Raw genomic sequence first — 23,913 nt, forward strand, 5'->3', positions numbered from 1 at the left:
CTGCTGGCGGCGCTGGCCGTCGTCGTCCTGCTGGTGATCTCCGCGCGGCAGGAGGCCGTTACACAGCCCCGGCCGCGCGGCTTCACCTTGGCGGGCCTCGCCCTCACCGCACTGATCTTCCTGCTGTGAGGAGTAATAGGCCGGCTCGCTCACCTGGATGGTCAACATCGCCCAGCAGCTGTTCTGATCGAACACCGAAGTAGCCCCGCACTGGAGAAGGACGAGTTGGATGCCAGGCGGCACCAGATCGGGCAGCACCGCTTCCGTGCAAAGTTCCGGTTCCCTGGCCGGGACCGTGCGGAGCACCGAGCGTGGGGCGAAGATGTGGGCGACCGAGCCGAACAGGCGGGCGGTGTCAGCGATGCGGATGGCCAACCGAAGCAGCCACGCGGGACCGCAAAATGTCCATCGTCTGCAAGATTTCTCGGCGAGCCTCTCGTTCTTCGGCCGGCTCGCCTGCACCTTGGATTGCGCCGTGTTCTACGCAGTCCTGGCGAGCTTCGGCTGCACCGCCTGGCCCGTACACCACTCCCATGAACGCAACTCAGCTGCGCCACCTTCAGTTGCACGCTGTAGGCGGGCACGTGCTGTTGTGACGGCCGTTTGACGCCCGATCACCTTGCGGGCCGCCCGGGCAGCGAACCGCGACGCCGCGATCCCGGCGCGGCGTCGCGGACTCCGGGCGCGATGGTACGGCGGCGCCTCCGTGAAATGCCATTTCACCTTCGCGCCCGGCGGCGCTTTCTCGGAGATATAGCGCCATCTACCACACGGTCAGCAATGCCATTGCGACACAACGCATTCATTGCCGAAATTCCATCAATTATGTAAATTCAGTGGCGATACTCCTCACCGTTCACTTATTAACCGGCACTATTCCTGATTTGGTGTCGTCCTTGCCGCCGTTACCGCGTACCGGCAGGGCTGCGGGCGTGCGCGTACACCCGAGATCACGGATGCATGGGGCAGGTGGGAATGACGGCGGTCGGAGAACCGGATCGGGCCGCTCCCGGCGGGACGCGGCCGTGGCCGCGCGGCGCGGCGCGGTGGTATCGCCGGGATCCGCTGGGGTTCGTCGAGCATGCGGCCCGCGAGCGGGGCCCGGTGTTCCGGCTGCCCGACGACGGGTCGCTGTGCGTGGCCGACCCGGCGGAGGCCCTGCGGGTGCTGCACGACGAGGAGGGCCACTACGACGACGTGTCCGACTTCTTCCACGTCCGCGGCGGTCGGCTGGAGCCGCGGGAGACGCAGGTCGCGATCGGGCGGGCGGCCCGCGCGACGCTACGCGCCCATCTGGCAGCGCATCGGGAGCGGCTGCCCGCCGTGGTGGCGGAGCTGGGAGAGGTCAGCGAATGGCCTTCGGCCGGGCGGGCCGCCGCGTACCGGTTCCTGGCCGAGGCGCTGCTGCGGCCGGACAGCCCGCCGCTCTTGCGGGAGCTGATGGAGCAGGTGGTGCGGAACGATGTGCTGATCCGTCCCAGCGGCCTGCTGGCGAGCGTGATACGGCGGGCGCTGTGGGCACGCGTAGTGCGGGCGCTCACCGGCGAAGTAGTCGCCCGCCGGGCCGGCCCGCGGCCCGGCGGGCGGGGCGACCTGCTGGACGCCGTACTCGAGGCCGCCCCGCCCGATACGCCTGCCGCGCAGCTCGCCCAGGTATATCTGCTGCTCTTCCGAACCTCGGTGGCGCCGGTGGGCCACGTGGTCGCCTGGGCGCTGCTGAAAGCCGCGACCGACGGCGTCGACCTGGCGGCCGTGCCCGCGGAGTCGGCCGTACGGGAGTCGCTGCGGCTGTGGCCGGTGGCGTGGCTGCTGGGCCGCCCCGTACTGCGCGCCCATCAGGTCGGCGGCGTGCAACTGGCGCCGGGGGACAGCGTGTCGGTCTGCGCCTATCTGCTGCACCGCGACGAACGGCACTGGCCCGAGGCCACCCGGTTCCGGCCCGGCAGGTGGGACGGCCCCGGCCCCCGTGGGCCCTACCTGCCCTTCGGCGGCGGCCCGTTCACCTGCGCCGGCGCCGCCGTCGCGCGCAGCCTGGCCTCCGAACTGCTCGCCGCCGTGACCGACAGCGCCCGTCTTGCAGTACGCGGCGGTCGCGGACAGCCCCACGTGGCGGGCATCATCACCCCTCCCCCCTTCCAGCTGCACCGGACCCCCTTCGCTCGTTGAGAAAGGAGGTGAACTCCATGAGGAAGTTGCTGCGCCGCGTCACCGGCCGCCGGATCAACCGGCAGGCCTGGTTCATCTGGTAGTCCATCTCCGGTGGCCGTGCCGGGCCCGACGGCCCGGCACGGCTCCGCTCCCCACGAGGGCGGGACACCCGCACCCAGGAGGCACGCATGTCGCAGGTGGATGAGACGCTGGCCGCCTACGAGAGCATCGCGGCCCGCTACGACGAGCTGAACGCGAGGATGGACACCTCCAGCCTCGTGGCCCGCTTCGTGGAGGCGGTCGATCGGTACGGGCCAGGCGGTCGGCGCCTGCTGGACGCCGGCTGCGGAACCGGCCGCAGCAGCGTGGCCTTCCGCGAGCGCGGGTTCGAGGTGACCGGCTACGACCTGTCCCCCGCGATGGTCGCGATGGCCCGCCGCCGGCCCGGGGCCGAGGAGATCGGGTTCCTGGTGGGACGGCTGCAGGAGCCGCCACCCGGGCTGACCGGCTTCGACGTGGTCGCCTGCGTAGACGTGCCGATGGCGTACCTGACCGGCACGGACCAGCTGCGACAGGCGCTGACGGCCGCCCGCGACCAGCTCGCCGAGGACGGGGTGCTGGTCTTCGACCTGAACACCATCGGCTACTACCGCCGCATGTTCAGCGTCCCCACGGTCGCCGACCGAGGCGACCGGTACGTGGCCTGGTTCGCACAGTCCCCGCGGATCGAGGCCGACGCGGTCGTGGTCACGCAGTTCGACCTGTTCGAACGGAACGACGCGGGCTGGGAGCGGCTGTCGATGCGCCACGTGCAGCAGCACCATTCCGACCGGACGGTGCGCAAGGTGGCTGAGCAGGCCGGACTGCACGTCGTGGCCGCCCACGGGCTGGTGGGGACGTCAACGCGGGACCCGGCTGACGAGAGCGACCACGACCGCATCCTGTACGTCGCCCGCCGGGCCGGCTGACGTCGGCCGGGATGGCGGGCTGGTCGCCGAACTCCTTGCTCTGGCCGAGCGCTTCCCGCACCTGGTGCAGCTGAATGTCACGCAGCAGGCCGATGTGTTCATGAAGCGGGCGCGCCAGGTCACCGCCGTCCGCGCGGCATGGGCCGTGCCTTCCCTCGAATTTGACCAGGTCCTTTCAACGTGAGCCGCGACAGCACGTATGCGATCAGCGCTGCCAGAGTGACCTGACCACGAGTGTCCATCATCGCCAGGCGCCTGCAGCTTGTCGGTGTCAAGTGTGGTCTCGGATCAGTGCACTCCGTCGGTGACCTAGCGGGCATGGTGATGAACCTCGCGGAGCGCTCGCACGTCTGAAGGTCATGCGCTCACCCGCATTCCTCGCCCTCATCGTGCTGACCGCCTGCGGCAGCGGAGCGGCGGCCGGCAAGCCGGTCACGTACGCGGCCGACGCCGTCTCCGTCCTGGAGAGCCCCGGCCACGGGCCGCAACTGTGCGTCGCGATGGCCACGTCGCTGCCACCCCAGTGTGCTGGGCCGGACATCGTCGGCTGGGACTGGTCCAAGGTGCAGCACGAGAACGTCCGGGGAACGAAGTGGGGTCAGTATCGGGTGGTCGGCACCTGGGACGGCTCTCGGCTGACCTTGACCGAACCACCAGGGGCGGCGGTTCAGGGCGCACCGGAGAAGCACAGCTTCGACAGCCCGTGCCCCGTCCCGGAGGGCGGCTGGCGGCCGGCCGATCCCGCCAAGGCCACCCAGGAAGCGCTCGAAGCGACCCAGCAGCGGCTGGAGAACGAGGCGGCTGTGGGTGGGGTATGGCTGGACCAGAGCTATCTGAACTCGATCCCCGGCTACGACGGCAGCAAGCGGGAGTGGGCGGAGAAGTATGCCAACGACCCGACCAAACTGGTGCTGAACGTGAAGTTCACAGGCGACCTGACCGGCAGGGAGGCGTGGATTCGGGAGAGCTGGGGCGGCGCGCTCTGTGTCAGCCAGGCCCAGCGCAGCCAGCAAGCGCTGCGGCAGATCCAGAAGGCCATCGGCGACGATCTTGGCCAGCCCTTGACCTCGACCTCCGTCGACATCATGAAGGAGCAGGTGGTCGTGGGCGTCTGGGTGGCCAGCGAGAAGCTCCAGCAACGGCTGCAGGACAAGTACGGCGAGGGCGTCGTGCTCCTCCAGGCGGTACTGACGCCGGTGCGATAGCGAAGCCGTGGCCACAGACCTCCAGCCAGTGACCGCGCTGACGCGCTGACAGAGAGGTCGGCCTTGGCGCTGCTGAGCGCGAACAGCACCGGCAGCCCGCCCAGAGTGCAGAGCAGGCGCCGCTCAGATCTGGTTCTGCTCAGGGTGACCGGTCGGATCAGGGCACCGTGAAAGGGCGCTGGCTGCGTCCACGGGAGTGGTGTAAGAGTTTGGCCTGGTGACAGGCGCGGCGTCGTGAGATGAAGACGGCCATCGCGTGATCCTTCGAGTGCTTGACCTGGACCGAAGGAGTAAGCGATGGCCGTGGACAACAATGTGGCGCCTGAGCAGTGGCTGGCGCGGCAGATCGAGACAAGCAACCCAGACGTGTTGTGGCCCATGGTGAAGACCATGGCCGAGGCGTTGATGTCGGCCGAGGCCGACACCCTGTGCGCAGCCGTCTACGGCCGGCGCAGCAGCGAGCGGACCAACTCCCGCAGACACTTACCGCTTAACCTGCAGAAACAGGATCACGCGAAGATCGACTCATACACCACGTCCGTGGACGTGACCGCCCTGGCAACCCCGAATTCCTCGACCAACCGGCGTTCCGACGGCAGCGGGTTGCCGCGTTTGTACGCGCCAGCGGCGATACGAGCGCGTAGCTCTGCGGCTATCTGCACCCATTTGGGCTGGTCAAGCCTCCAGTTGATCACGGACACGATCATAGGCATGACCACTCTGGCCGTGGTGTGGAGCTGCGCGTCGCGCATCGATGGTGCCGCTGACAGTCATTGGCCCGCGATCGCGCTCGTCAGGGGGCTCATGACACGTTTCTTGCCGACCGGCACGCCTTGCTGGATGAGCTCTTTGCAAGTCGTGTCACCCGGAGGAAGCCTCTTCGTCGCCAACAGGATGTCGAAGCGCTATGTATCAACTCATGGACTCACAGTAAGGTCTCCCCATGGCAAGTGTGCACAAAGCTCCCACCATGCACTTTGTTGGCAGTTATCCCGCTGGTTCCGCACAGGAGGCTCTGCGGGAGATGCTGACCGAGCGAACGAAAGACAAGCTGTACGCGCTGACCGACGGTGAGACCGATCGCCTGGACTGGGTGGTCGACCAGATCGACTCCTACCGCGAGAACCCGGCCTTCCATCTCGTCCAGGATGGTGACTGGTCTGACTACACCCGGTGCCCCGCCTTCGCGATCGCGCCGGGGCATGAGCTGACGTCCCAGGACCTCGGCTTGCGGTACCAGGAGTGGGCCGACGCGTCCTGGGAGGTGTTCGACGCCGCCCGCCGAGCCGCGGGAAGGCCGGATCTCAGGTACCAGGTCGGGATCCCTACCGGGTTCGACATGGCGCTGTTCACGCTGGGCCCTGAGCGCGGCATGCGTGAGGAGGCGATCGAGGCCTTCGTCCGGGCGACGGTGGAGCAGATCAGCGCCATCCACGCCGGACCGTACGGTGGTGACGTCGTCTACCAGTTGGAGACGCCTGCCAGCCTGAGTCTCGCCCTGGTCGTGGACGATCCGGACTATCGTCGTGGTCTGGCGCGGCGGCTCGTCGACCTGGTGGCCCGCTCGCCCGAAGGATCTCGCTTCGGCATCCACCTGTGTGTCGGAGACCTCGGCAACGAGGCCCGCACCCAGCCCGCGACGCGGCGGATATCGGTCGAGTTCGCGAACGCTGTCACGGAGGACTGGCCCGCTGGTCGCCACCTGGACTTCGTGCACGACCCGATCGCGGCGGGCAGTTGGGTTCCCAGCCTGGAGGAGTCCGTCTACGCCGACTTGCGCGACCTGCGGTTGGCGTCCGGCACCCGCTACATCGCGGGCCTGGTTCACGAGGGGCAGAGCCTGGAAGACCAGCAGGCCGTTCTCGCGATGGTGCGCGAACACCTGCCGGAGGGGCAGTCGCTCGGCATCGCGACGGCGTGCGGCCTCGGTCGCCGGTCACGAGAGGCGGCCGACGACCTCGTCGAGCGGATGGTGCACCTGACCTCCCGGTAGAGGGGCTCATCGCGCGGCGTGGAGACCGCCCGCGCCGATGAGACCGCCGAACCCTTCACCTCTACCTGGCTGCGCACATCGGCTCCCTGACACGCTTTGCTGGCGAGGGGGATGATCCAGGTCTTCTCCAAGAAGTCCGACGGCTGGCCCGCGACGTCATGTTGGCAGGTGCCGGCGCGGGGCGCGCAGAACCGTCATGCCTACGGTCGTGGCCACATCGGCCGCGACCGTAGGCGAGGGGCGAACGAACTACTGACGGGTGACGAGCGGCAGCGAGACCGACGTGCCGGCCAGGTCAACGGTGATGTTGGTCCCGGTGCCGGTTTCGGCGTCGCCGAGATCGGCGTTGGTTCCGGTCAGCACCAGGCCAAGCCGGTGCCCTGCCTTGAACTCGTAGTCCTGCGGCAGCATCGACCAGGTGATCTGGTACGGCTTGCCCGGCGTCAGCGGTGCTGTGCGGCTCAGCGACTTGTGGTTCTGCGCGTCCAGGGCCCCGCGGGTGACCACCTGGAAGTCGGAGGTCACCGTGTTGTCGGCGGCCCTGCGATAGCAGCCGTCGTCATCGGCTGTGCTCTCGCCGACGCAGTCCTTGCCGTCGATGAGCTTGAGGCCCTGCCCTCCGGCGGGGTCGACGCCGTGGATGCGGGTGTCGGTGCCGTAGTCGACGAGCAGGACACCCAGGTTGGCGGTCGGCTTGTTCAGCGTGAGGCGCAGGCTCACCGACGGCGTTCCGGACAGCCGCATCGCGTTCTTCAGCGGCGGGGTCAGGAATGCCAGCCGGTTTGGGTTGGTGGTGCCCGGGTCGCCGGCCATCGCGGCCTCACTCTGCCTCGTGTCGAGGTAGCTGCCGGTGCCGGTCGATGGCCTGCGGCCCAGTGAGTCGTCATGCCGGGGTCGCAGGGTCACCGTCCGCGTCGGCGCCGGCCAGTCGGCCTGGGTGATCCATCGGTCCGGGCCGAGCTGTACGTCGGCGCGCGGCTGCCGCATGATGTCGTTCGGCACGCCCATGAGTTCGTGGTCGAACCACTTGTGCAGGGTGTCGACCCAGACGTCGCGGCGGGCCCAGAACGGGTCGAGGTGCCCGTACTGGGTCACCCACACCTTGCGCTCCACCTGGCGGGGCAGCTTGGTCCACCACTGGGAGAACTGGTCGGCCATCACGTTCCGGTCGTGCATTCCCACTACCGGGAAGACGCTGGCGCGGACGTTGCGCGCGTTCGACACCGGTCCGGTCCGGTAGTTGCGTTCGTGCCAGTAGGCGTTGTAGTTGCCGGTGGCGTCGTCCGCGCCCTCGTTCAGGCGCTGGTGCACCGCTGCGCATTTCTCATCCGGGTCCTCATCGATCCATTGGGCCATCCATCGCTGCCCGCCCTTGAAGTCTGTGAGCGTGCCGTTCGCGCGCCACATGTCGTACCAGCTGCTGGGGCCCGCGAGCGGCACGATGGTCTCCAGGCCCCACACCCCGGTGCCGGCGACGCCGATGGCGAGCGATCCCTCGTACGAGTGGCCGATCATCCCGGTACGCCCGGTGCTCCAGGAGGCTTTGACCGCGTTGCCCTCGTCGTCGTAGGCGCTCGCCCGGCCGTTGAGCCAGTCGACGACTGCCTTGCCGCCCAGCACGTCGGACGAACCGCCGGTTGTCGGACAGCCGTCCGACAGCCTGGTGCCGACCATGTCCACCGACACGAACGCGTATCCGCGCGGCACGAAGTAGTTGTCGTAGAACAGCGGAAACTTCGTCAGGTTGCCGTCCGCGTCGTACTTCTTGTGATCCAGCTCGAAGCCGACACCCGGTTGATCGTAATACGGGCTCTCGTGCATGATCACCGGGACCTTGAGGCCGGAATCGCTCTCCTTCGGCCGGATGATGTCCACCCGAACCAGGTCCTTCTTGCCGTCGCCGTCGCTGTCGAGCGGCGACTGCACCCGGACGTGCTCGCGGATGGCGTCTTCGTAGGAGAAGACGGGTTGGGTCACCCCACCGGAGATCTCGATCTCCGGCTTCACCGCCGCCGATGCGGCGGGAGCGCTCGCCGCCACGGTCGTGGTCGCGAGGGCGACAGTGGCGAGGAGCGCTCGCCGTCGGACGTCTGACATGTGCATCCCCCTGTTGGAGTGTTCGGAACAAGCTGCGGCTGGACGAGGCGAGGTGACCTCACGCCCCGTCGAGAGCTGCGGTGATCTTGCTGGCCATTTCGGCCATGGTGGGGCTGGGCGGACCCTGGTGGGTGCGGGCCGTGGCGTCGAGGCAGACGAGGATGGTGCCGCGGAAGTTGTCGGCCTCCGCCGGGTCCTGCCGCTTGAGCAGGCTCATCGCCTCGGCGAGGGCCGGCAGCACCACGTCGGCTAGCTCGGCCACGGTCTTGCCCCACTTCACGCCCTTGGGCGCCTTGGAGACCACATGCCCGACCAGGCCGGTCGCCGAGGTCAGCGCGATGGAGCCCTCGGTGGCGACCTTGTGGGACGAGCCGGCGGCGCCCGCGGCGGACATCAGCGAGACGGCGCCCCACGCGGCGGTCCGGAGGGTGAGCTGGTCTTGGTCGGTGAGGGTGACGGTCATGATGACGAACTCCTTGGAAACTGGTACGAAAGGCCGACAGAAGGCGGACGGCTACCGGACCACGGCACTCGGGCCGGCCACGGTCGCCGAACCGTTCATGGGTCTACGATCTCCGCCCGCGCTGACACCGCACGGTCGCCGGCCTGACGCGACCGCTGACACGGCGGCCGCGTGGATCCGGGCCGGTTTCAGTGAGAGGCGGCGACCGGGGCCGGCAGCTGGTCCACCGGGGCGGCATGAGCGCCGGCCTTGCGGCCGCACAGGACGAGGAGAGCCAGGACGGCGGCGCAGAGCTCCCCGGCGGCCGCGCCGAGGAAGGCCGGTCGGCCACGGCGGCGGCGACCGAGCGGCGGGCCTCCTCCGGCGCGGAGGCCGGCATCGCGGAGGTCGGCGTCGCGGAGGTTGTGGCTACCGGTGGCCAGGCTGCCCAGGATGGCCACGCCGCGAGCGCGGCGCGAGCGTCTCAGCCGCAGGCAAGCTGCGTAAGCCGCTCTCGGGTGAGCAGCACGCCTGCAGGCTGACCTCCAGACCCGCCAAGGCCCTGCCGATCCGGGCGGGGTCGGCGCGGTAGTGGACGGTCTTCCATTCCCGACGCGAGGTCAGCACCCCGCCGTCGCGCAGTGTGGCCAGGTGGGTAAAGGCGGCCGACTGTGCCGGCCCCATGCGCTCGGCCACCTCGTGCAGACCCCGGCAGCCGCGGGGTCCGTGGCCGACACCCCGGTGTTCCGCGGCCATGGATGTCGGTTCTCGGTGGCGGGGGCACACACCGGCGCAAGCCCGCTGCGGCCACTGCGGCCCGACCTGGCGCTCGCGTCCTGGGGGCCGCAGGCTGTGGCGTCAGGAATGCTCAGTCAGAGGCTGTCGAGGAAGTCTCGGAGAAGGTGGTTGACGTCGTCGGGGCGTTCCTGCTGAATCCAATGGCCGCAGTCCAGGAGATGGCTCCCCCTCAGATTCGGGAGGGTACGGGAGTAGGCGTCGATCGCGTCGGAAAGCCACATGGTGGAGGCGTCCCGCTTGCCACCGACGAACAGGGCCGGCTGCTCGATCGGGGCCCCGGCGTAGGGAGCCAGGTCCTCCCAGTCACGGTCCATGTTGCGGTACCGGTTGAGCGCTCCGGTCAGGCCGGTCCGCTCGAACTCCGCGGCGTAGAAATCAAGATCCTCCTCCGTCAGCCAGGACGGCATGGCCCCGGTGGGGAACCGCTCGCGCAGGGTGCCGCCCTCGCGGGTGACGAAATGCGGGTCGGGAGCGTCGGGGCCGGCCATGGTGTCGCCGGACAGAGCGCGGTAGAACCCGGCGAGCCAGCCCCGCACGTCGGGCTCGATCTCGGACTCGGCCCGGCCGGGCTCCTGGAAGTAGGAGACGTAGAACTCCTCCAGCCCGCCCATCTGAGCGAACGCCTCGCTTGGCCGGGGACCGCCCGGCGGCGCGTAGGGCACGCTCAAGATGCCGACCGCGCGGAACACCTCAGGTGCCAGCAGCGCGGAGTGCGCCGCGATCGTCGCCCCCCAGTCGTGGCCGATGATCACCGCCGACGACTCGCCGAGCGCCCGCACGACCGCGACATTGTCGGCGACCAGGTCGAGCATCCGGTAGGCGGCCGGATCCCGCGGCTTGGACGAGCGCCCGTATCCCCGCACGTCGAGAGCGACGGCCCGGTAGCCCGCCTGCGCCAGCACGGGTATCTGCCGCCGCCAGGAGTACCACGACTCAGGGAACCCGTGCACCAGCAGGATCAGCGGCCCGTTGCCCTGCACCGCCAGGTGAATGCGCCCCGCGCCCGCTTCCAAGATCCGATGCTCGACTGTCATGACGCCTCCTGACCTGCACTTCCTTGATCTGGCCGACCATAGGTCCGCAGTTCCCCGGGGGCAAGATCAGTTGCCATGTCAGCAAGTCCGCGTGCTCGGTGACCCAGTTCAGGCCACGCCTGCAGTGGGTGGTACGGGTTTCGGCTCTGTCGCAGATTCGGTGGTAACGGATGGCGCCGTGACGTCACGCTGAGTTGTTATCGATGTCAACGAGCTTGCGCATACGGTATTCGCGGGGTTATCGCCGCTGGTGGTGGAAGACATGGCGGACGAGGCCGAGCAGTTCCGGGTTCGGGCGCGAATCCGGAACGGGCCCGTCGCCTGCCCAGTCGCCCTGCGCCGGCGCCACCGTTACGCCACTGTGCTGATCGACGCCGAGACCCGCGAGCGCATCGACGTCCTGCCAGGCCGCACCGCCGACACTCGGGACGCCCAGGTGCGCGCCCACCCCGAGGTGCAGGTCGTGTGCGGTTGACCCAGCTCCTTGTCTTTCTGCTCGGTCGGTCGGTATGGCGGCTTGCCGCAGCTATGGGCTTCGCAGGCTGGTCACCGATGACGTGCAGCGGCCGGGGCGACTCCGAGACAGCGATCCTTATGATCCTTTGACATCTAGAGCTCTAAAGTACTAGGAGGCTAGATAAATGGAGAAAGCCGGTGATCGAGTTCCATCTGGACGGCAGGTCGGGTGTTTCGCCGTACCTGCAGCTGGTCCAGCAAGTACGGCATGCGCTACGGCTCGGCGTGCTACGCGAGGGTGATCAGCTGCCGACGGTCAAGGAGGTCGTGGCGCACTTGGCGATCAACGCCAACACCGTCCTGAAGGCCTACCGGGAACTCGAGCACGAGGGCCTGGTCGCCGCCCGGCCGGGAGTGGGGACGTTCGTGACGACGACGCTCACTGACACCTCGCTGGCCGCGCACGGCCCGCTGCGGCTGGAACTGCGGCGCTGGCTGGCCAAGGCCCGCCGGGCCGGCCTCGACGACGAAAGTATCGAGGCCCTCTTCACGACCACCTTTCGGACCACCGCTGAGGAGGACATAGCGTGAACACCGTCCTGCAGGCCCAGGGACTGGGCAAGAAGTACGGCAAGCGCTGGGCGCTGCGCGAGTGCACCATCGACATCCCGGCGGGCCACGTCGTCGGACTGGTGGGACCCAACGGAGCCGGCAAGACCACGCTGCTGAAGCTGGCCAGCGGCCAGCTCGAACCGACGGCGGGTGATATCACCGTGCTCGGCGGCCGGCCCGCGGGCACGCCCGCGCAGCTGGCCAAGGTCGGGTTCGTCGCCCAGGACACCCCCGTCTACGCGGGACTGCCGTCGCCGAGCACCTGCGGCTGGGGGCACGGCTCAACCCCCGCTGGGACGCCACCATGGCGCGGGAGCGCATCGCGCAACTCGGCCTCGATTCCACCCGCCGGGCGGGCAAGCTGTCGGGCGGCCAGCGCGCCCAGCTCGCCCTCACCCTGGGCCTGGCCAAGCGGCCCGAGCTGCTGATCCTGGACGAGCCGGTGGCCTCGCTCGATCCGCTGGCGCGGCGGGAGTTCATGCAGGGGCTGATGGAGGCCACGGTCGAGCACGAGTTCAGCGTGGTGCTCTCCTCCCACCTGGTCTCCGACCTGGAACGGGTCTGCGACTTCCTGATCGTGCTCGTCGACTCCCGCGTCCAGGTGGCCGGGGAGGTCGACAAACTGCTGTCCACTCATCACCGGCTCACCGGCCCGCGCCGCGATCCCGATCGGCTGCCCGCCGATCAGCAGGTGGTGTCCGCGCGCCACACCGACCGGCAGAGCACGTTCGTGATCCGTACCGAGGCCCCGATCCACGACCCCGCCTGGACGGTCACCCGGCTCAGCCTGGAGGACCTGGTCCTGGCCCACATGAACAAGCGCACCGCCGACGACCGGCGCGTCGCCCTGGAGGTGCAGCGATGATATGGCTGACCTGGCGCCAGCTCCGCGGCTCGGCCGCGATGTTGGCCACCGTACTGGTCATTCGTCCTGGCCCGGACCGGACCGGACCTGGCCACCCGCTACTCCGCCGGGATCGCCGCCTGTGCCCAGGACGACACCTGCGACCGCTTCTACAACCGATTCTTCGACACGTACGACATGCCCTTCATGGCTGTCAGCCTCGTCGTGTTGCTCCTGCCCGTTCTGGTCGGGCTCTTCTGGGGAGCACCGTTGATCACCCGCGAGCTTGAGGCGGGCACGCACCTGCTGGTGTGGAACCAGAGCATCACCCGCGGCCGCTGGCTGGCGGTCAAGCTCGGGCTCGTCGGCCTGGTCGCCATGGCCGCCGTGTGCTTGTGCGGCTTCATGGTGAGCTGGTGGTCCGATCCCCTGGACAAATCGGCCGCTGAGAGCCTCGCCCTGATGGCCCCCCTGGTTTTCGGCGCGCGCGGCATCGCCCCGATGGGATACGCGGCCTTCGCCTTCGTCCTCGGCGTGACCGTGGGCATGCTGGTGCGCCGCACCGTCCCCGCCATGGCCCTCACACTGGCCGTGTTCGCCGCGATCCAGTTCGCCATGCCGCTCACGGTCCGCGCCCACCTGATGCCCCCGGTCACGGGGACCTTCGAGCTCAGCAAGGCGAACGTGGAGAACCTCGGCATATCGCAGGAGGGGGGCGGGCCTGCGCGGATTCTCTTGAGGTCGACCGTTCCTGGTCATGCGGGCGCCTGGGTCCTGTCCAGCAGCCTGGTCGACCCGTCCGGACGCACGATCTCCGGTGGCGACGGTGAAGCCGCCCTCCAGGTCTCCACGACGTCGGGGCCGTGCTCACCGTCGGGGGCGGTGGGCTCTGCTGACGCCTGCATGGCCGAGATCAACCGACTCGGCTACCGGCAGCAGGCGACCTACCAGCCCCTTGAGCGCTTCTGGCCCTTCCAGTGGATCGAGACCGGAATCTACGCCCTGCTCACCCTCGGCCTCACATGGTTCTGCTTCTGGTGGTTCCGGAGGCGGCTGGCATGACCGAGTTCGGCGAGGTCATCAGTGAGCACAGCATCGTGGTCATGAGGCCGACGAAGGAGGTCTCATGACCACCGTCAGGACCGCGGCCGCCGGGCTCGCCCTCCTCCTGGCGGCGGCCTGCACGGTGCCGACGCCGCCGCGCAGCCGGGCGAGCACGGCAGCCGGTACGGCCTGCACACAGCCCCAAGGAGCGCCCGGGGCAGAGACTGCCACCACGATCGACGTCATCGAGCAGGCCTACTTCTGCATCCTCGGCAACTACTACAGCGGCGCCACACTGGACGCCCGCTCGCTGCTGACCGCCGGATTCGTCGCCCTGACGCAGGAGATCAACCGCAACGGGCGCGACGTACCCGAGGCCACCATGCCGGCGCTGACCGGTGACCGGAAAGCCGACTGGACCGCTTTCGAGGCCGCCTACCGGAAGACCACCGATCAGGTCCCCGACCTCCGCGACAAGCTGGCCATCGTCACCCTTGAGGCCATCGTGGCCGCCCTCGGCGACAACCACGCCACCTGGACGCACGACGTCGAACGACCGCCCGACTACTACGACGGTGACGGCTACGGCCTAGGTTCCCAGGCGAACGTCAATGCTCCCCAGATGAACGGCAACCCCGGCGCCGCCCTGCCCCCGCTGTTCGTCACCACCGTGCAAGGCGGCGCGGCGCAAGCGGCCGGACTGCGCCCGGGCGACATCATCGAATCGATCGACGCATCGGCACCCTTCATCGACGGGAAGGCCACCCCCGCGATCACCGCCCTCTACCCGCAATACCCGGAGGCGCGCCCGGTCCGGCTGAGGCTCCTGCGGCAGACCACCGGCCGCCGCTGGAGCGTGACGCTCAAACCCGGCCTCTACCAGCGGGACCTGGCCGCCCTGCAAGTGGTGCAGTCCAAGCTGCTGGACGACGGCATCGCCTACGTACGGCTGGCCGGATTCGCCCCCGACTCCGCGGACAGAGTGCTCAAGGCGATCACCCGGCTGCGCACCGGCCAGCCCCTCACCGGCGTCGTGCTGGACCTGCGCGGCAACGGCGGCGGCAGACCCGCGGAGGCGACCCGGCTGCTGAGCGCGTTCACCCACGGCAAGGTCACCGCCTACCAGTGCGCCGTGGACGGCACGTGCGAACCCATGCGGACCGACGACACCGTCAAGCTGCTCGACCTGCCCCTGGCGGTGCTCACCGACCGCAGCTGCGCCTCGGCGTGCGAGCACTTCAGCGCCGCGGTCAAGGACCTGCGCATCGGCCAGCTGGTCGGCACCAGAACCGCCGGCGTGATCTCCGGGCCGGCCCGGTCGTACCTGCTCGCCAACAACACCCTCCTGGCTTTCCCTGACAGGCACCACCTGGGGCCCGACCGAGAGGTGATCGACCGGATCGGCGTGCCGCCCGACCACCACGTGCCCCTGACCCCGAAGGACGCGGCCACCGGGCGCGACCCCGCGCTGGCCAAGGCCCTGACCTTGCTGCACAAGTGAACGGACCTCTCCATGAGACAGATCCTGGCCGTCACCGCGGGACTGGCCGTCCTGGCCGCGTCCGCCTGCTCCGCACCCACACCGCCCCGGTCCGACGCCCCGTCGGCCACGCCGACCGGCCCCGCCACCCTGCCCGCCCCCACCGGCCCCCACCCGGTCGGCACCACCGCCCGGTATCTGAAAGACACCTCCCGCCCCGACCCCTGGAACCTCGACGCCGACGCCAGAGAGCTCAAGGTCACCTTGTGGTATCCGACCGAGCATCGTGACGGACAGCGGGCACCGTACATGACGCCGAAGGAATCGGAGCTCACCCTGAAGGGCTTGGGCGTCGCGGGCGTGCCGTACGACACGCTGAGCAAGACCCGCACCAATGCCATCCACAACGCCGAACCCGCAGGGAAGAAGCTGCCGCTGGTGGTGCTCTCCCCCGGCTTCACCAAGCCGATGAGCACTCTCACGTCCCTGGCCGAGGACCTGGCCAGCCGCGGGTACGTCGTGGCCGGGATCGACCACACCTACGAGAGCTACGCCACGACCTTCCCCGACGGGCGGGTCACGGAGTGCCTCGCGTGCGACAGCGACACCGACCCCGGCTTCGGCACGGGGGCGGTCCAGGGCCGGGCGGCCGACGTCTCCTTCGTCCTCGACCAGCTGACATCGAAGCGGAACGACTCTGGCCTGATCGACCGCTCCAGAATCGCGATGGCGGGCCAGTCGCTCGGCGGGGCCGCCGCCGTGGCGGCCATGCTGAAGGACTCTCGGATACGCGCCGGAATCGACATGGACGGCACCACCTACGCCCGGATCCCCAAGAGCGGGTTCTCCCGGCCGTTCATGTTCATGGGTTCGCCGCGGCACGTCCCCGGCGGCCGCGACAATTCATGGAGCCGCGACTGGAAGCTGCTGACCGGGTGGAAGCGCTGGCTCGTGCTGTCGGGCGCGGACCACCAGTCCTTCACCGACGGCCCTCTGCTGGCGGGCGCCCTCGGCATCAAGCCCGCCTACGGCCTTCTGCCCGCGGCGCGGTCCGCCGAGCTCACCCGCACGTACGTGACGGCCTTCCTCGACCAGCACCTGAAGTCGCAGCGGCAGCCCCTCCTGAACGAACCGTCATCGCGCTACCCCGAGGTCACGTTCTGCCCCGCGACCTGCGGTCAGTCCTGAGGCCCCGCGCGCTGCCCGAAGCCGTCGGGGAATGCTGAGGCGGCTCGCCAGGCATTCAGAGGATGTGAGAAGAGGACGACACCGCGCCGCCCACTCTCCCCACCGACAGACACCCCGGAGCGGTGCGACGCGACCACGGCCAGGCCGTCTTCTGTAACGAGGACCGCGTCTGGCCTCTGACCAGCCCTGTCAGCCCCTCCCGCGTCCTTGGTCTGCCCCCGTACAGGCTTGACACACGAGGGGTCGTCGATCCGCGACTGCTCGGCCAGGTATTCCACCACCGGCCACGGCATCTCCCAGGGATCTTCCAGGGTGATCTCTGCGGCGGTACGGGCGTGCCACCGCGTCTCGGGTGCGCCTGCGTGGTTACGGGCGCGCCCTCGCCGCAGCGTCCCGGACCGCGTGGTCCGGGATCGTCTCCGCCAGTTCGTCCAGCACCTCCAGCGCCTCCGCGGTCCCGATCCGGGCGATGGCGTCGATCGCCTTGACCGCGCGGGCCCTGGCGCCCCGTGCCACCCAGCCGGGGATCAGGGCGGCCAGGTCGCGGGCCGTCCGGCCGTCGCCGAGCCATCCCAGCGCGGGCAGCGCCCAGGCATCGCCGTGCAGGAACAGCGCCCAGCCCAGGTCGGCCAGCGAGCGCCGGTCGCAGGCCTCGCGGACCGCGTCCAGCCGCTCGTCCGGCTTCTTGGCCAGCGCGACGAGCCTCCTGGTCGCGTCGGCGGGCAGGGCCCGGCCGCCCTTGAGCAGCACCTGCGGCAGGACATCGGGATCGGCGTACGCGGGCAGCCGGGCCGCCCGCCCCGGCGCGGTCAGCACGGCCGGGACGTCCTCGCCGGGCGCGTCCGGCACCCGCGGCACCGGGTCTGCGCCGGGCAGCTCCGGATGCGCCTTGAGGTGCATGCGAAGCAGCCCGGAGGCAAGGAGCGCCGACATCGAGTCGCTCGCGGCCACCGCGGACAGCACCCGCGCCGCCCGCACAGGGAAGCGCTCCATCGCCGCGAGCAGGTACTCACCCGCGAACTCCCGCTCGTACCGCTCCAGCAGCAGTTTGAACGCCTCGTCGCTCGGGATCAGGGAGATCAGCTCCACGAACCGCTCCCGCCACGGCTTGTAGATCCTGAGCCGGTCCCAGGCGTCGACCAGGACCGGGGCGGCCGCCGGGCCCAAGCCGTCGGCCATCGTGGCGCGCATCCCGTACGTGAACGCGTCGAAGTCGGACTCCTCCAGCCGCCAGCCGAGCAGTTCGAGGTGCCGCGGCGTGCTCACCGACGCCCACAGCCGTTCGCGGTAGAAGGCGTTCGAGCCCCACTCGGCGGACGGCGGGTTGACGCAGCACTCGTCCACCCAGTCGTGCCGGGTGGGCACCAGGTAGGAGGCCACGAGCCGCCGGGAGCGGGTGCCGCGGTGCGCGGCCAGCCGTTCCACCGCCCGCTGGTACTCCTCTTCGGGGCAGAAGGCCAGCAGGCCCCGGACCCGGCGCAGGCTCACGGAGTCGACCTGCCGAAGGGATTTCAGCGGGTTCAGGTCCTCCGCCGAGGAGGCGATGCCGCTCAGCTCGGCGAGCGCGCAGGCGGCGAAGGCGAGCCCACGGGAGGCGATCCACCCGTCGGTGAAGGTCCGCTGGGTCTCACGCCTGTTGTCGACGCAGCCGACGATGGATGCGATCGCCGCCGCTCCGGCGGGGTCATCGGTGCCGCTGAGGTACGCCCGCGCGTGCGCGACCAGGGCCTTGTCGCTCCTGCCGGCCGACAGCACGGCCTCGATGCGGTCGCGGTGCTTCTCGGTCAGCTTCGCTGCCACGTCCGCGGCGCCGGGGTCGACGGTGTCGCCGGGCGCGACCTCGCCCAGCGCCCGGTCGGAGACGCCCGGTTCCGCGGGGAGCGCGCCGCCCCGCCGGGGGTGCAAGTCTCGGCGCAGGGGCTCGGAGAGGACCAGGACGTCCTCGGCCGGGGGGAAGTGATCATCCATGGCGGATCACCGTAGCGGAGCGGGGTGACACTCCCCCGTTCCGGCAGATCGGCCAAGACCCGGGCACGTCCCTCGGGACGTGCCCGGCGGCCGGCAGGTGCCGCCTGTCCGTCAGGTCGACGCCGTTCCGAAGGCGGCGGTGTGGTCGGCGACCCATTGTGCGTAGGTGAAGGGCGGTCGGCCGGTCACGTGTTCGACCGTCGGCAGGACCTCCGCGGTCTTGCCGACTCTCGCGGTGAGCGCGTCGACGTAATCGTCGATCCCCTGGGCGGGCATGCCGAGCCGGGCCATCTCGTCCCGGAACCAGTCCTCGGACTGCTCCTGCCACCGCAAGGGCCGCCCGATGGCCTCCGCGATGATGCCCAGCCGGTCGATCTGGGTCAGCGACTGCGGCCCGGTCACCGAGTACCCCTCGCCGGTACGCCCGTCGAGGAGACTGCGGACGGCGACCGCGGCGATGTCGCGCGGGTCGACCGGGGCCGTCGCGGCGTCGCCGTACCGTCCGCGCACGACATCGCCGTCGATGATCTGGGATGCCCAGACCAGATCGTTGGTCGTGAACCCGTCAGGCCGCACGAAGGTCCATGGCAACCCGGACGCTTGGACGGATCGTTCGAGCCGCAGGTGCGCCTCGCCGACCCAGCCGGGCACAGACCACGTGACGGATATCGAGGACAGCATCACGAGATGCCGCAGGCCGGCTCGCTCCGCCACGTCGAGGAACCCGTCGACCCCGTGGAGAACGGGGAACAGGAAGGCCCGCTCGATGCCGGACAGAGCCTCCGTCAGGGTCTCCGGCCGGGTCAGGTCGCCGGTCGCGACTTCGACCTGGTCGGGAAACGCCTGGCCGCTGGGGTTGCGCGTGATGACGCGGACCTTCTCACCCTCCTCCAGGAGTTGGCGGACGACGTTGGAACCGACGTTTCCGCCGGCACCGGTTACCAGGATCATGATGGAGATCTCCTTTGGTTTCGCTTGTTGTGTGCACCGACGACGAACCTCACCCGACCCCGCACGCGAGGGCATCAGCCGATGAAGGACTCGGGGCCGAAGAAGCGGCCCCACGCCACGAAAGCGGCCAGGGCGAGATAGACCACGTCGCCCACGACCGTTGCCCTCTCGCCACGACGGAGGCGCGTGATGATCGCGCCAACGAACAACAGCGCCGCGCCTGTCGCGGCCAACGGAACGAGAACCGGCGCGATGCCGAGTACGGCGGGCAGGATCAGTCCCACCGCGGCCAGGAACTCGAGGCCTCCGATGGCCTTGAGAGCACCGGGGCTGAAGTCTTCGACCCATCGGGTCGCGGCGCCGAAGCCGGCCATCTTCTCCTTGGGCACGAACAGCTTGGCGCTGCTGACCAGCAAGGCGGCGGCCAGTAGTCCGGCGACGATCCAGAGTGCGATGTTCATGAGTTCGTCCTTGGCCCAATGTCGGGGGGTGACGAACGGGCCCGGGGTCGTCCCAGGTCCGCCCGCGAGTCTGAGGGGGGAGGATGTCCGCGTCAGCCGAACTGGCCGGGCTGGTACTCGCCGCCGGGCGTCCGGGTGATCACGTTCAGCCGGTTGAAGGCGTTGATCACACAGATCTGGGCCACCAGGGCCATCAGCTGATCCTCGTCGAAGTGCTTCGCCGCGTTCGCCCACGCCTCGTCGGTGACGCCGCTGGAGTCGGCGAGGCGGGTGCCCTGCTCGGTGAGTTCCAGCGCTGCCCGCTCCGCCTCGGTGTAGACGGTCGTCTCCCGCCATGCCCCAACCAGGTTGATCCGCACCATGCTCTCGCCGGCGGCCGCGGCGTCCTTGGTGTGCATGTCCAGGCAGCCGCCGCAGCCGTTGATCTGGCTGGCGCGGATCTTCACCAGCTCCTGCACCGCCTTCGGCAGAGCCGAGTCGGTGATGACCTTGTTCGACGAGATGATGTACTTGGCCCACTTCGCCCCGACCTCGTTGACCATGGGGTTGATCCGGGTTTCCATCTCGATCTCCTTCGTCTTCGGATGCTTGCACCACTACGACGAGGCACACCGCCAAGAAGTAACAACCCCATGCGCGGGACGTGCGCTACGCGGGTCGCGCGGGCAGACCCATGGTGTCGAGGAGCTTGCGGTCGCTCACGGTAAGAAGCTCGACGATCCGGCCGTCGACCACGGTGCACGCCACCACGCCGAGCACCTTGTCTCTCGCTCCCCAGGCCACGAACCCGGGCTCGCCGTTGACCAGAGCCGGCAGCACCGAGGTCATCGACCGGATGCCGCGCAGGATCGGACCGGCCACCTCGGCAGCCCCGACTGTGGTCGTCACGCCCTGTGGGTGGTACGTGCGCCAGGTCACCTTCGGATCGAGCAGCCGTACGAGCCCTTCGAAGTCCCCGTTCTGCGCCGCGGCAAGAAAGGCGTCGACCACTGCGCGCTGCCGCCGCGGCTCCTGCTCCGGCCGCGGTGTGCCCTGCACCTTCCGGCGGGCCCGGCTGGCGAGCATCTTGGTCGCGTCGGTGGACCGCCCGATGATCTCGCCGATCTCGGCGAAGGGCACCGCGAACATGTCATGCAGGACGAACGCCAGCCGTTCGGTGGGCGTGAGGGTGTCGAGCACCACCAGCAGCGCCAGCCCGACCGACTCGGCGAGCATCACGTCGTCCTCGGGTGCCGCCCCGCCGTCCACGGTCACCACCAGCTCGGGCAGCCGGTCTTCGTACGACAGCTCGGCCTGGGTGGTGCGCGAGCGGAGCACGTCGATGCAGACCCGGCCGACCACCGTGGTCAGCCAGCCGGCCAGGTTGTCGATCGCGGCCGCGTCCTGCCGCGCCAGCCGGATCCACGCCTCCTGCACCGCGTCCTCGGCGTCCACCCGCGACCCGAGCATCCGGTAGGCGACCGCCACCAGGCGCTCACGCTGCTGTTCGAAGGCTCCAGCCAGTGCTTCGTGCGGACCTGGTCCGGCCATGTTGTTACCTTCCTTGCGCGAACTCCGTCATGGTAATGACGGGCCCGAAGGCGCCGAGGTAACCGTTCGACGCGCAGCGGGCACAACAAGGCAGGGTCAGCGCACTGGAAGTCAGGACAGGGAACGTCAGATCGGCCGAAGAAAGCTGCTTGTCACTTCGTGGCAGCTGCATCGATCAGCCCGTACCTGGCGAGCGTCATCGACCCTCGGCCGCGAAGAAGGCACTCAACCGGCGCCAGTGGGCGAGGGACGAGGCGCTGCGGCAGCGGGAACACGACGTCATCACGACCGCCGAGCGGCGGTGCGCCTCTGCCCCGGAGCACCGACCGCGGACCCGCCCCGTACTGCGGGACAGGGAGATGTTGTGGGTGGCGGAGCTGGGCATGCTCGTCATCTGGGAGGAAGGATCGGAGGACGACGTCCACCCGTCATCTCTCGACAAGGCCTCCGCCAACAAGCTGGTCGGAGCCACACCCGGCGACCTCACCATTCTCACCGCCGACACCGACAAGCACGTCTGCGTCGCCGTCGAGGCGTACGCCAGACGCCCTCCCGTGGAGGTCGAAGGCTGGGAGAAGGTCGTCGAGGTCGGATATCGGAGCACCGCCGGAGAGATGGTGTTCACCGGCGAGGACGAGGACGGGAACATGATCGAGGTCGACGAACTACCCGATCTGGCCATCCGCGGCACCGGTCGCTACCGGGTGCGGGTCCACATGCGAGGGGCGAAAGCGGCTCTGGCCGACGACGGAGACGCTCGGCAGCACTTCCTCGTCGTCGTCTATCCCGGGGACTCCAGGCAGACCGAGATCTACAGATAGCTCCGCGTTCGAGGCGTGCGCCTCGCCGGTGAGGAACTCACCGATCGACTGTACGGTGCGTGGCCAGGCGGCCGCTGACGCGGGTGATCGTCGAACGCAGCGACCCTCCGAGCCCGACGGCGCTCTCCCGCGGAGGAAGAGATCATCTCGATGCCCGGCAGCGCCCGCCGTCTTCCGCTGAACGTCGATCGCCCGGCGATCTACGCCGACGCCGTCGAGGCATGCCTCCGCTCGGCAGACTCAGCGGCAGGTCAGGTTGACGGCCAGCGCGGCCACCGCCGCGCAGAAGAAGAGGGTCCAGGGGGCGAAGTGGTGATCCCTGACCCGGAGGTGTGCTGCGAACGCGCCGAGGAAGTACAGGACGAGCCCGCCGGCGGCGAGCGTGCCCAGGATCGGTACGGCGATGCCGGCCAGCAGCCCCAGCGTCCCGGCGGCCAGCAGCACGCCCAACGGGCGCGTCCAGGACCGGGGCACGCCCAGCTTGTCCGCCTGGCTCCTGGGGTGGTCGTGGCCGATGAGGTTGGCGATGGCCGCCATGCCGTTGAGCGTCGCGACGAGGAGCGTAATCGTGAGATAGACGGCGAACATCGAGGTTTCTCTTTTCCATGAGAACGATCGGGTGGTTGATCGCCTCACGGACGAGACGGCTGCCCAAGGAGTGACGGGCCACCGTGTGATCTGCGTCACAGCGCGACGCCGGTCAGCTTCTCCGGATTGCTGACCACATGGATCGCCTCGATCGTTCCCTCCACCAGGTGGAGGGTGACCGCCAGCACCGGTCTGCGCCCGGCGTGGATGATGATTCCCGGGCCGCCGTTGACCTGGAAAACCTGTGCCCGCGAGCCGTGCGGCCGTTGTGCCGACAGGACGACGACGGCGCGGGCCACACGCTCGCGGCCGTGGATGGCGGTGCGAGGGGCGCCGGTGAGTCCGCCACCGTCGCTCACCATGGTCACATCCGGCGCCAATACCTCCATCAGGGCCTTCAGGTCGCCGCCGAGACAGGCGGCCAGAAACCGTTCGGTGGCCTGCCGCCTGGTCGCCTGATCGGTGTCATAGCGGCGGTGCCGCGTCTCCACCGCCTTCCTGGCGCGGAGCGCTATCTGGCGCACCGTCGCATGTTTGCGCCCGACGAAGTGCGCTATCTCGTGGTGGCCGTACCCGAAGGCCTCGCTGAGCACGAATACCGCGCGTTCCACGGGGGAGAGCGTCTCCAGCACCAGCAGCATCGCCGTCGACACCGACTCCTTGAGCAGGGCGTTCTGCGCAGCATCCACATCGGTCAGAATCGGCTCGGGGAGCCACGATCCCACATAGGACTCCCGCCGCACACGCGCGCTGCGCAGCCGGTCGATCGCCAGCCGGGTGGCCACCCGGACCAGATAGCCTTCGGCGTCCGCAACGGTCGCCACATCGATGCGGCTCCAGCGCAACCACGCGTCCTGCACCACGTCTTCGGCTTCGGTGACGCTGCCGAGCACCCGGTAGGCCACAGCGTGCAGCAGGCTGCGGTGCTCGGTGAACGCCCGCTCGACCGCCGGCTGGTGCGCCTCTGGGCGGCCGTGCATCGCAGTCCTTCCTGTGCCGTACCCCCATCTGGGCATCCTGGAGCCGGCCATCAGCGGCGCGAGATGCGCCTCATGTCATGAGCGTCGGTCAGCCGACGAGCCTGGCCACGAGAATGCGGTCCTGTCCCAGCGCTGAACGCCCGCACAGCCCGGAGGTGTCCACGGCCTCATACACATCCACGCCTTCGCGCCCCTCACTCAATGACGATCAACCCCTTTTACCGTAGTCAGCGGTCAGGGCCGAGCATCGGCGGGCATGGGACAATGTCCCGCGATCAGTCGAGGGGCGGAAGGCTCACGCCGCC

At 69.4% G+C, this 23,913-nt stretch carries 23 protein-coding genes and 1 pseudogene; 12 read left to right on the forward strand and 12 right to left on the reverse strand.

Going from position 1 to position 23,913, the window contains the following annotated elements; all coding sequences use genetic code 11:
- The first annotated feature begins 975 nt into the window (after positions 1-975).
- The 4 genes and pseudogenes from CXR44_RS37285 to CXR44_RS42270 all read left to right on the forward strand — a co-directional run.
- The gene (locus tag CXR44_RS37285) at positions 976-2,166 is read left to right on the forward strand and encodes a cytochrome P450 (RefSeq protein WP_101790879.1); all 1,191 of its coding nucleotides are present in this window, start codon (positions 976-978) and stop codon (positions 2,164-2,166) included.
- 170 nt (positions 2,167-2,336) lie between these two features.
- Complete coding sequence (locus CXR44_RS37290; protein ID WP_101790880.1) at positions 2,337-3,116, forward strand: class I SAM-dependent DNA methyltransferase; 780 nt, start codon at positions 2,337-2,339, stop codon at positions 3,114-3,116.
- 359 nt (positions 3,117-3,475) lie between these two features.
- Positions 3,476-4,321, forward strand: coding sequence for a hypothetical protein (locus CXR44_RS37295; RefSeq protein ID WP_101790881.1), 846 nt, complete (start codon positions 3,476-3,478; stop codon positions 4,319-4,321).
- Positions 4,322-4,618: 297 nt separating this feature from the next.
- Positions 4,619-4,798 (forward strand): annotated as a pseudogene (locus CXR44_RS42270) (IS256 family transposase); the annotation flags it as partial.
- A 32-nt stretch (positions 4,799-4,830) separates the two neighbouring features.
- Here CXR44_RS42270 and CXR44_RS37300 read toward each other — a convergent pair.
- A complete protein-coding gene (locus CXR44_RS37300; RefSeq protein ID WP_180903890.1) occupies positions 4,831-5,016 on the reverse strand; it encodes a GntR family transcriptional regulator in 186 nt (61 codons plus the stop codon).
- A gap of 329 nt (positions 5,017-5,345) precedes the next feature.
- On the opposite strand from CXR44_RS37300, the gene CXR44_RS37305 reads away from it, so the two are divergent.
- A complete protein-coding gene (locus CXR44_RS37305) occupies positions 5,346-6,314 on the forward strand; it encodes a hypothetical protein (RefSeq protein ID WP_101790883.1) in 969 nt (322 codons plus the stop codon).
- A gap of 249 nt (positions 6,315-6,563) precedes the next feature.
- Here CXR44_RS37305 and CXR44_RS37310 read toward each other — a convergent pair whose 3' ends face one another.
- The 4 genes from CXR44_RS37310 to CXR44_RS37330 all read right to left on the reverse strand — a co-directional run bounded on the left by CXR44_RS37310 (position 6,564) and on the right by CXR44_RS37330 (position 10,685).
- Positions 6,564-8,321 (reverse strand): CocE/NonD family hydrolase, encoded by a 1,758-nt coding sequence (locus CXR44_RS37310; RefSeq protein ID WP_219602249.1) that lies wholly within the window; start codon positions 8,319-8,321, stop codon positions 6,564-6,566.
- A gap of 148 nt (positions 8,322-8,469) precedes the next feature.
- Positions 8,470-8,874 (reverse strand): hypothetical protein, encoded by a 405-nt coding sequence (locus CXR44_RS37315; protein ID WP_101790885.1) that lies wholly within the window; start codon positions 8,872-8,874, stop codon positions 8,470-8,472.
- A 188-nt stretch (positions 8,875-9,062) separates the two neighbouring features.
- Positions 9,063-9,314 (reverse strand): hypothetical protein, encoded by a 252-nt coding sequence (locus CXR44_RS39900; protein ID WP_101790886.1) that lies wholly within the window; start codon positions 9,312-9,314, stop codon positions 9,063-9,065.
- A gap of 411 nt (positions 9,315-9,725) precedes the next feature.
- Entirely contained in the window at positions 9,726-10,685 is a 960-nt protein-coding gene (locus tag CXR44_RS37330; RefSeq protein WP_101790887.1) for an alpha/beta fold hydrolase, read from the reverse strand.
- 654 nt (positions 10,686-11,339) lie between these two features.
- On the opposite strand from CXR44_RS37330, the gene CXR44_RS37340 reads away from it, so the two are divergent.
- From CXR44_RS37340 to CXR44_RS37360, 6 genes are all read left to right on the forward strand, one after another.
- The gene (locus CXR44_RS37340) at positions 11,340-11,732 is read left to right on the forward strand and encodes a GntR family transcriptional regulator (RefSeq protein ID WP_101790889.1); all 393 of its coding nucleotides are present in this window, start codon (positions 11,340-11,342) and stop codon (positions 11,730-11,732) included.
- Positions 11,729-12,181 carry an ATP-binding cassette domain-containing protein gene (locus CXR44_RS42045; RefSeq protein ID WP_342748638.1) on the forward strand — a complete coding sequence of 151 codons (453 nt, stop codon included), beginning with the start codon at positions 11,729-11,731 and terminating at the stop codon, positions 12,179-12,181. The genes CXR44_RS37340 and CXR44_RS42045 overlap by 4 nt, the downstream gene beginning before the upstream one ends.
- The gene (locus CXR44_RS42050) at positions 12,073-12,618 is read left to right on the forward strand and encodes an AAA family ATPase (protein WP_342748639.1); all 546 of its coding nucleotides are present in this window, start codon (positions 12,073-12,075) and stop codon (positions 12,616-12,618) included. The genes CXR44_RS42045 and CXR44_RS42050 overlap by 109 nt, the downstream gene beginning before the upstream one ends.
- 186 nt (positions 12,619-12,804) lie before the next feature.
- Positions 12,805-13,659: an ABC transporter permease subunit gene (locus CXR44_RS37350; protein ID WP_245899910.1), complete on the forward strand. Its 855-nt coding sequence runs from the start codon at positions 12,805-12,807 to the stop codon at positions 13,657-13,659.
- A gap of 64 nt (positions 13,660-13,723) precedes the next feature.
- Positions 13,724-15,142, forward strand: coding sequence for a S41 family peptidase (locus tag CXR44_RS37355; RefSeq protein WP_101790890.1), 1,419 nt, complete (start codon positions 13,724-13,726; stop codon positions 15,140-15,142).
- 12 nt (positions 15,143-15,154) lie between these two features.
- Positions 15,155-16,309, forward strand: a complete 1,155-nt coding sequence (locus tag CXR44_RS37360; protein WP_101790891.1) for an alpha/beta hydrolase family protein — start codon at positions 15,155-15,157, stop codon at positions 16,307-16,309.
- A 366-nt stretch (positions 16,310-16,675) separates the two neighbouring features.
- On the opposite strand, the gene CXR44_RS39905 is transcribed toward CXR44_RS37360, so the two are convergent.
- From CXR44_RS39905 to CXR44_RS37385, 5 genes are all read right to left on the reverse strand, one after another.
- Positions 16,676-18,277, reverse strand: a complete 1,602-nt coding sequence (locus CXR44_RS39905) for a hypothetical protein (protein WP_101790892.1) — start codon at positions 18,275-18,277, stop codon at positions 16,676-16,678.
- 111 nt (positions 18,278-18,388) lie between these two features.
- Positions 18,389-19,303 carry an NAD(P)H-binding protein gene (locus CXR44_RS37370; RefSeq protein ID WP_101790893.1) on the reverse strand — a complete coding sequence of 305 codons (915 nt, stop codon included), beginning with the start codon at positions 19,301-19,303 and terminating at the stop codon, positions 18,389-18,391.
- Positions 19,303-19,689: a DoxX family protein gene (locus CXR44_RS37375; RefSeq protein WP_101790894.1), complete on the reverse strand. Its 387-nt coding sequence runs from the start codon at positions 19,687-19,689 to the stop codon at positions 19,303-19,305. The genes CXR44_RS37370 and CXR44_RS37375 overlap by 1 nt, the downstream gene beginning before the upstream one ends.
- A gap of 92 nt (positions 19,690-19,781) precedes the next feature.
- Positions 19,782-20,252 carry a carboxymuconolactone decarboxylase family protein gene (locus CXR44_RS37380; protein WP_101790895.1) on the reverse strand — a complete coding sequence of 157 codons (471 nt, stop codon included), beginning with the start codon at positions 20,250-20,252 and terminating at the stop codon, positions 19,782-19,784.
- 85 nt (positions 20,253-20,337) lie between these two features.
- Positions 20,338-21,219 carry a sigma-70 family RNA polymerase sigma factor gene (locus CXR44_RS37385; RefSeq protein ID WP_101790896.1) on the reverse strand — a complete coding sequence of 294 codons (882 nt, stop codon included), beginning with the start codon at positions 21,217-21,219 and terminating at the stop codon, positions 20,338-20,340.
- Positions 21,220-21,578: 359 nt separating this feature from the next.
- Between CXR44_RS37385 and CXR44_RS37390 the strand changes: the two genes are divergently transcribed.
- Complete coding sequence (locus tag CXR44_RS37390) at positions 21,579-22,040, forward strand: hypothetical protein (RefSeq protein ID WP_101790897.1); 462 nt, start codon at positions 21,579-21,581, stop codon at positions 22,038-22,040.
- Between the two features lie 240 nt (positions 22,041-22,280).
- On the opposite strand, the gene CXR44_RS37395 is transcribed toward CXR44_RS37390, so the two are convergent.
- Both CXR44_RS37395 and CXR44_RS37400 read right to left on the reverse strand, forming a co-directional pair.
- Positions 22,281-22,628, reverse strand: coding sequence for a DoxX family protein (locus CXR44_RS37395; RefSeq protein ID WP_101790898.1), 348 nt, complete (start codon positions 22,626-22,628; stop codon positions 22,281-22,283).
- Between the two features lie 95 nt (positions 22,629-22,723).
- Entirely contained in the window at positions 22,724-23,608 is an 885-nt protein-coding gene (locus CXR44_RS37400) for an RNA polymerase sigma-70 factor (RefSeq protein WP_101790899.1), read from the reverse strand.
- Between the last annotated feature and the right edge of the window lie 305 nt (positions 23,609-23,913).

Source organism: Nonomuraea indica, assembly GCF_002850745.1.
GTDB classification, from domain to species: domain Bacteria; phylum Actinomycetota; class Actinomycetes; order Streptosporangiales; family Streptosporangiaceae; genus Nonomuraea; species Nonomuraea indica.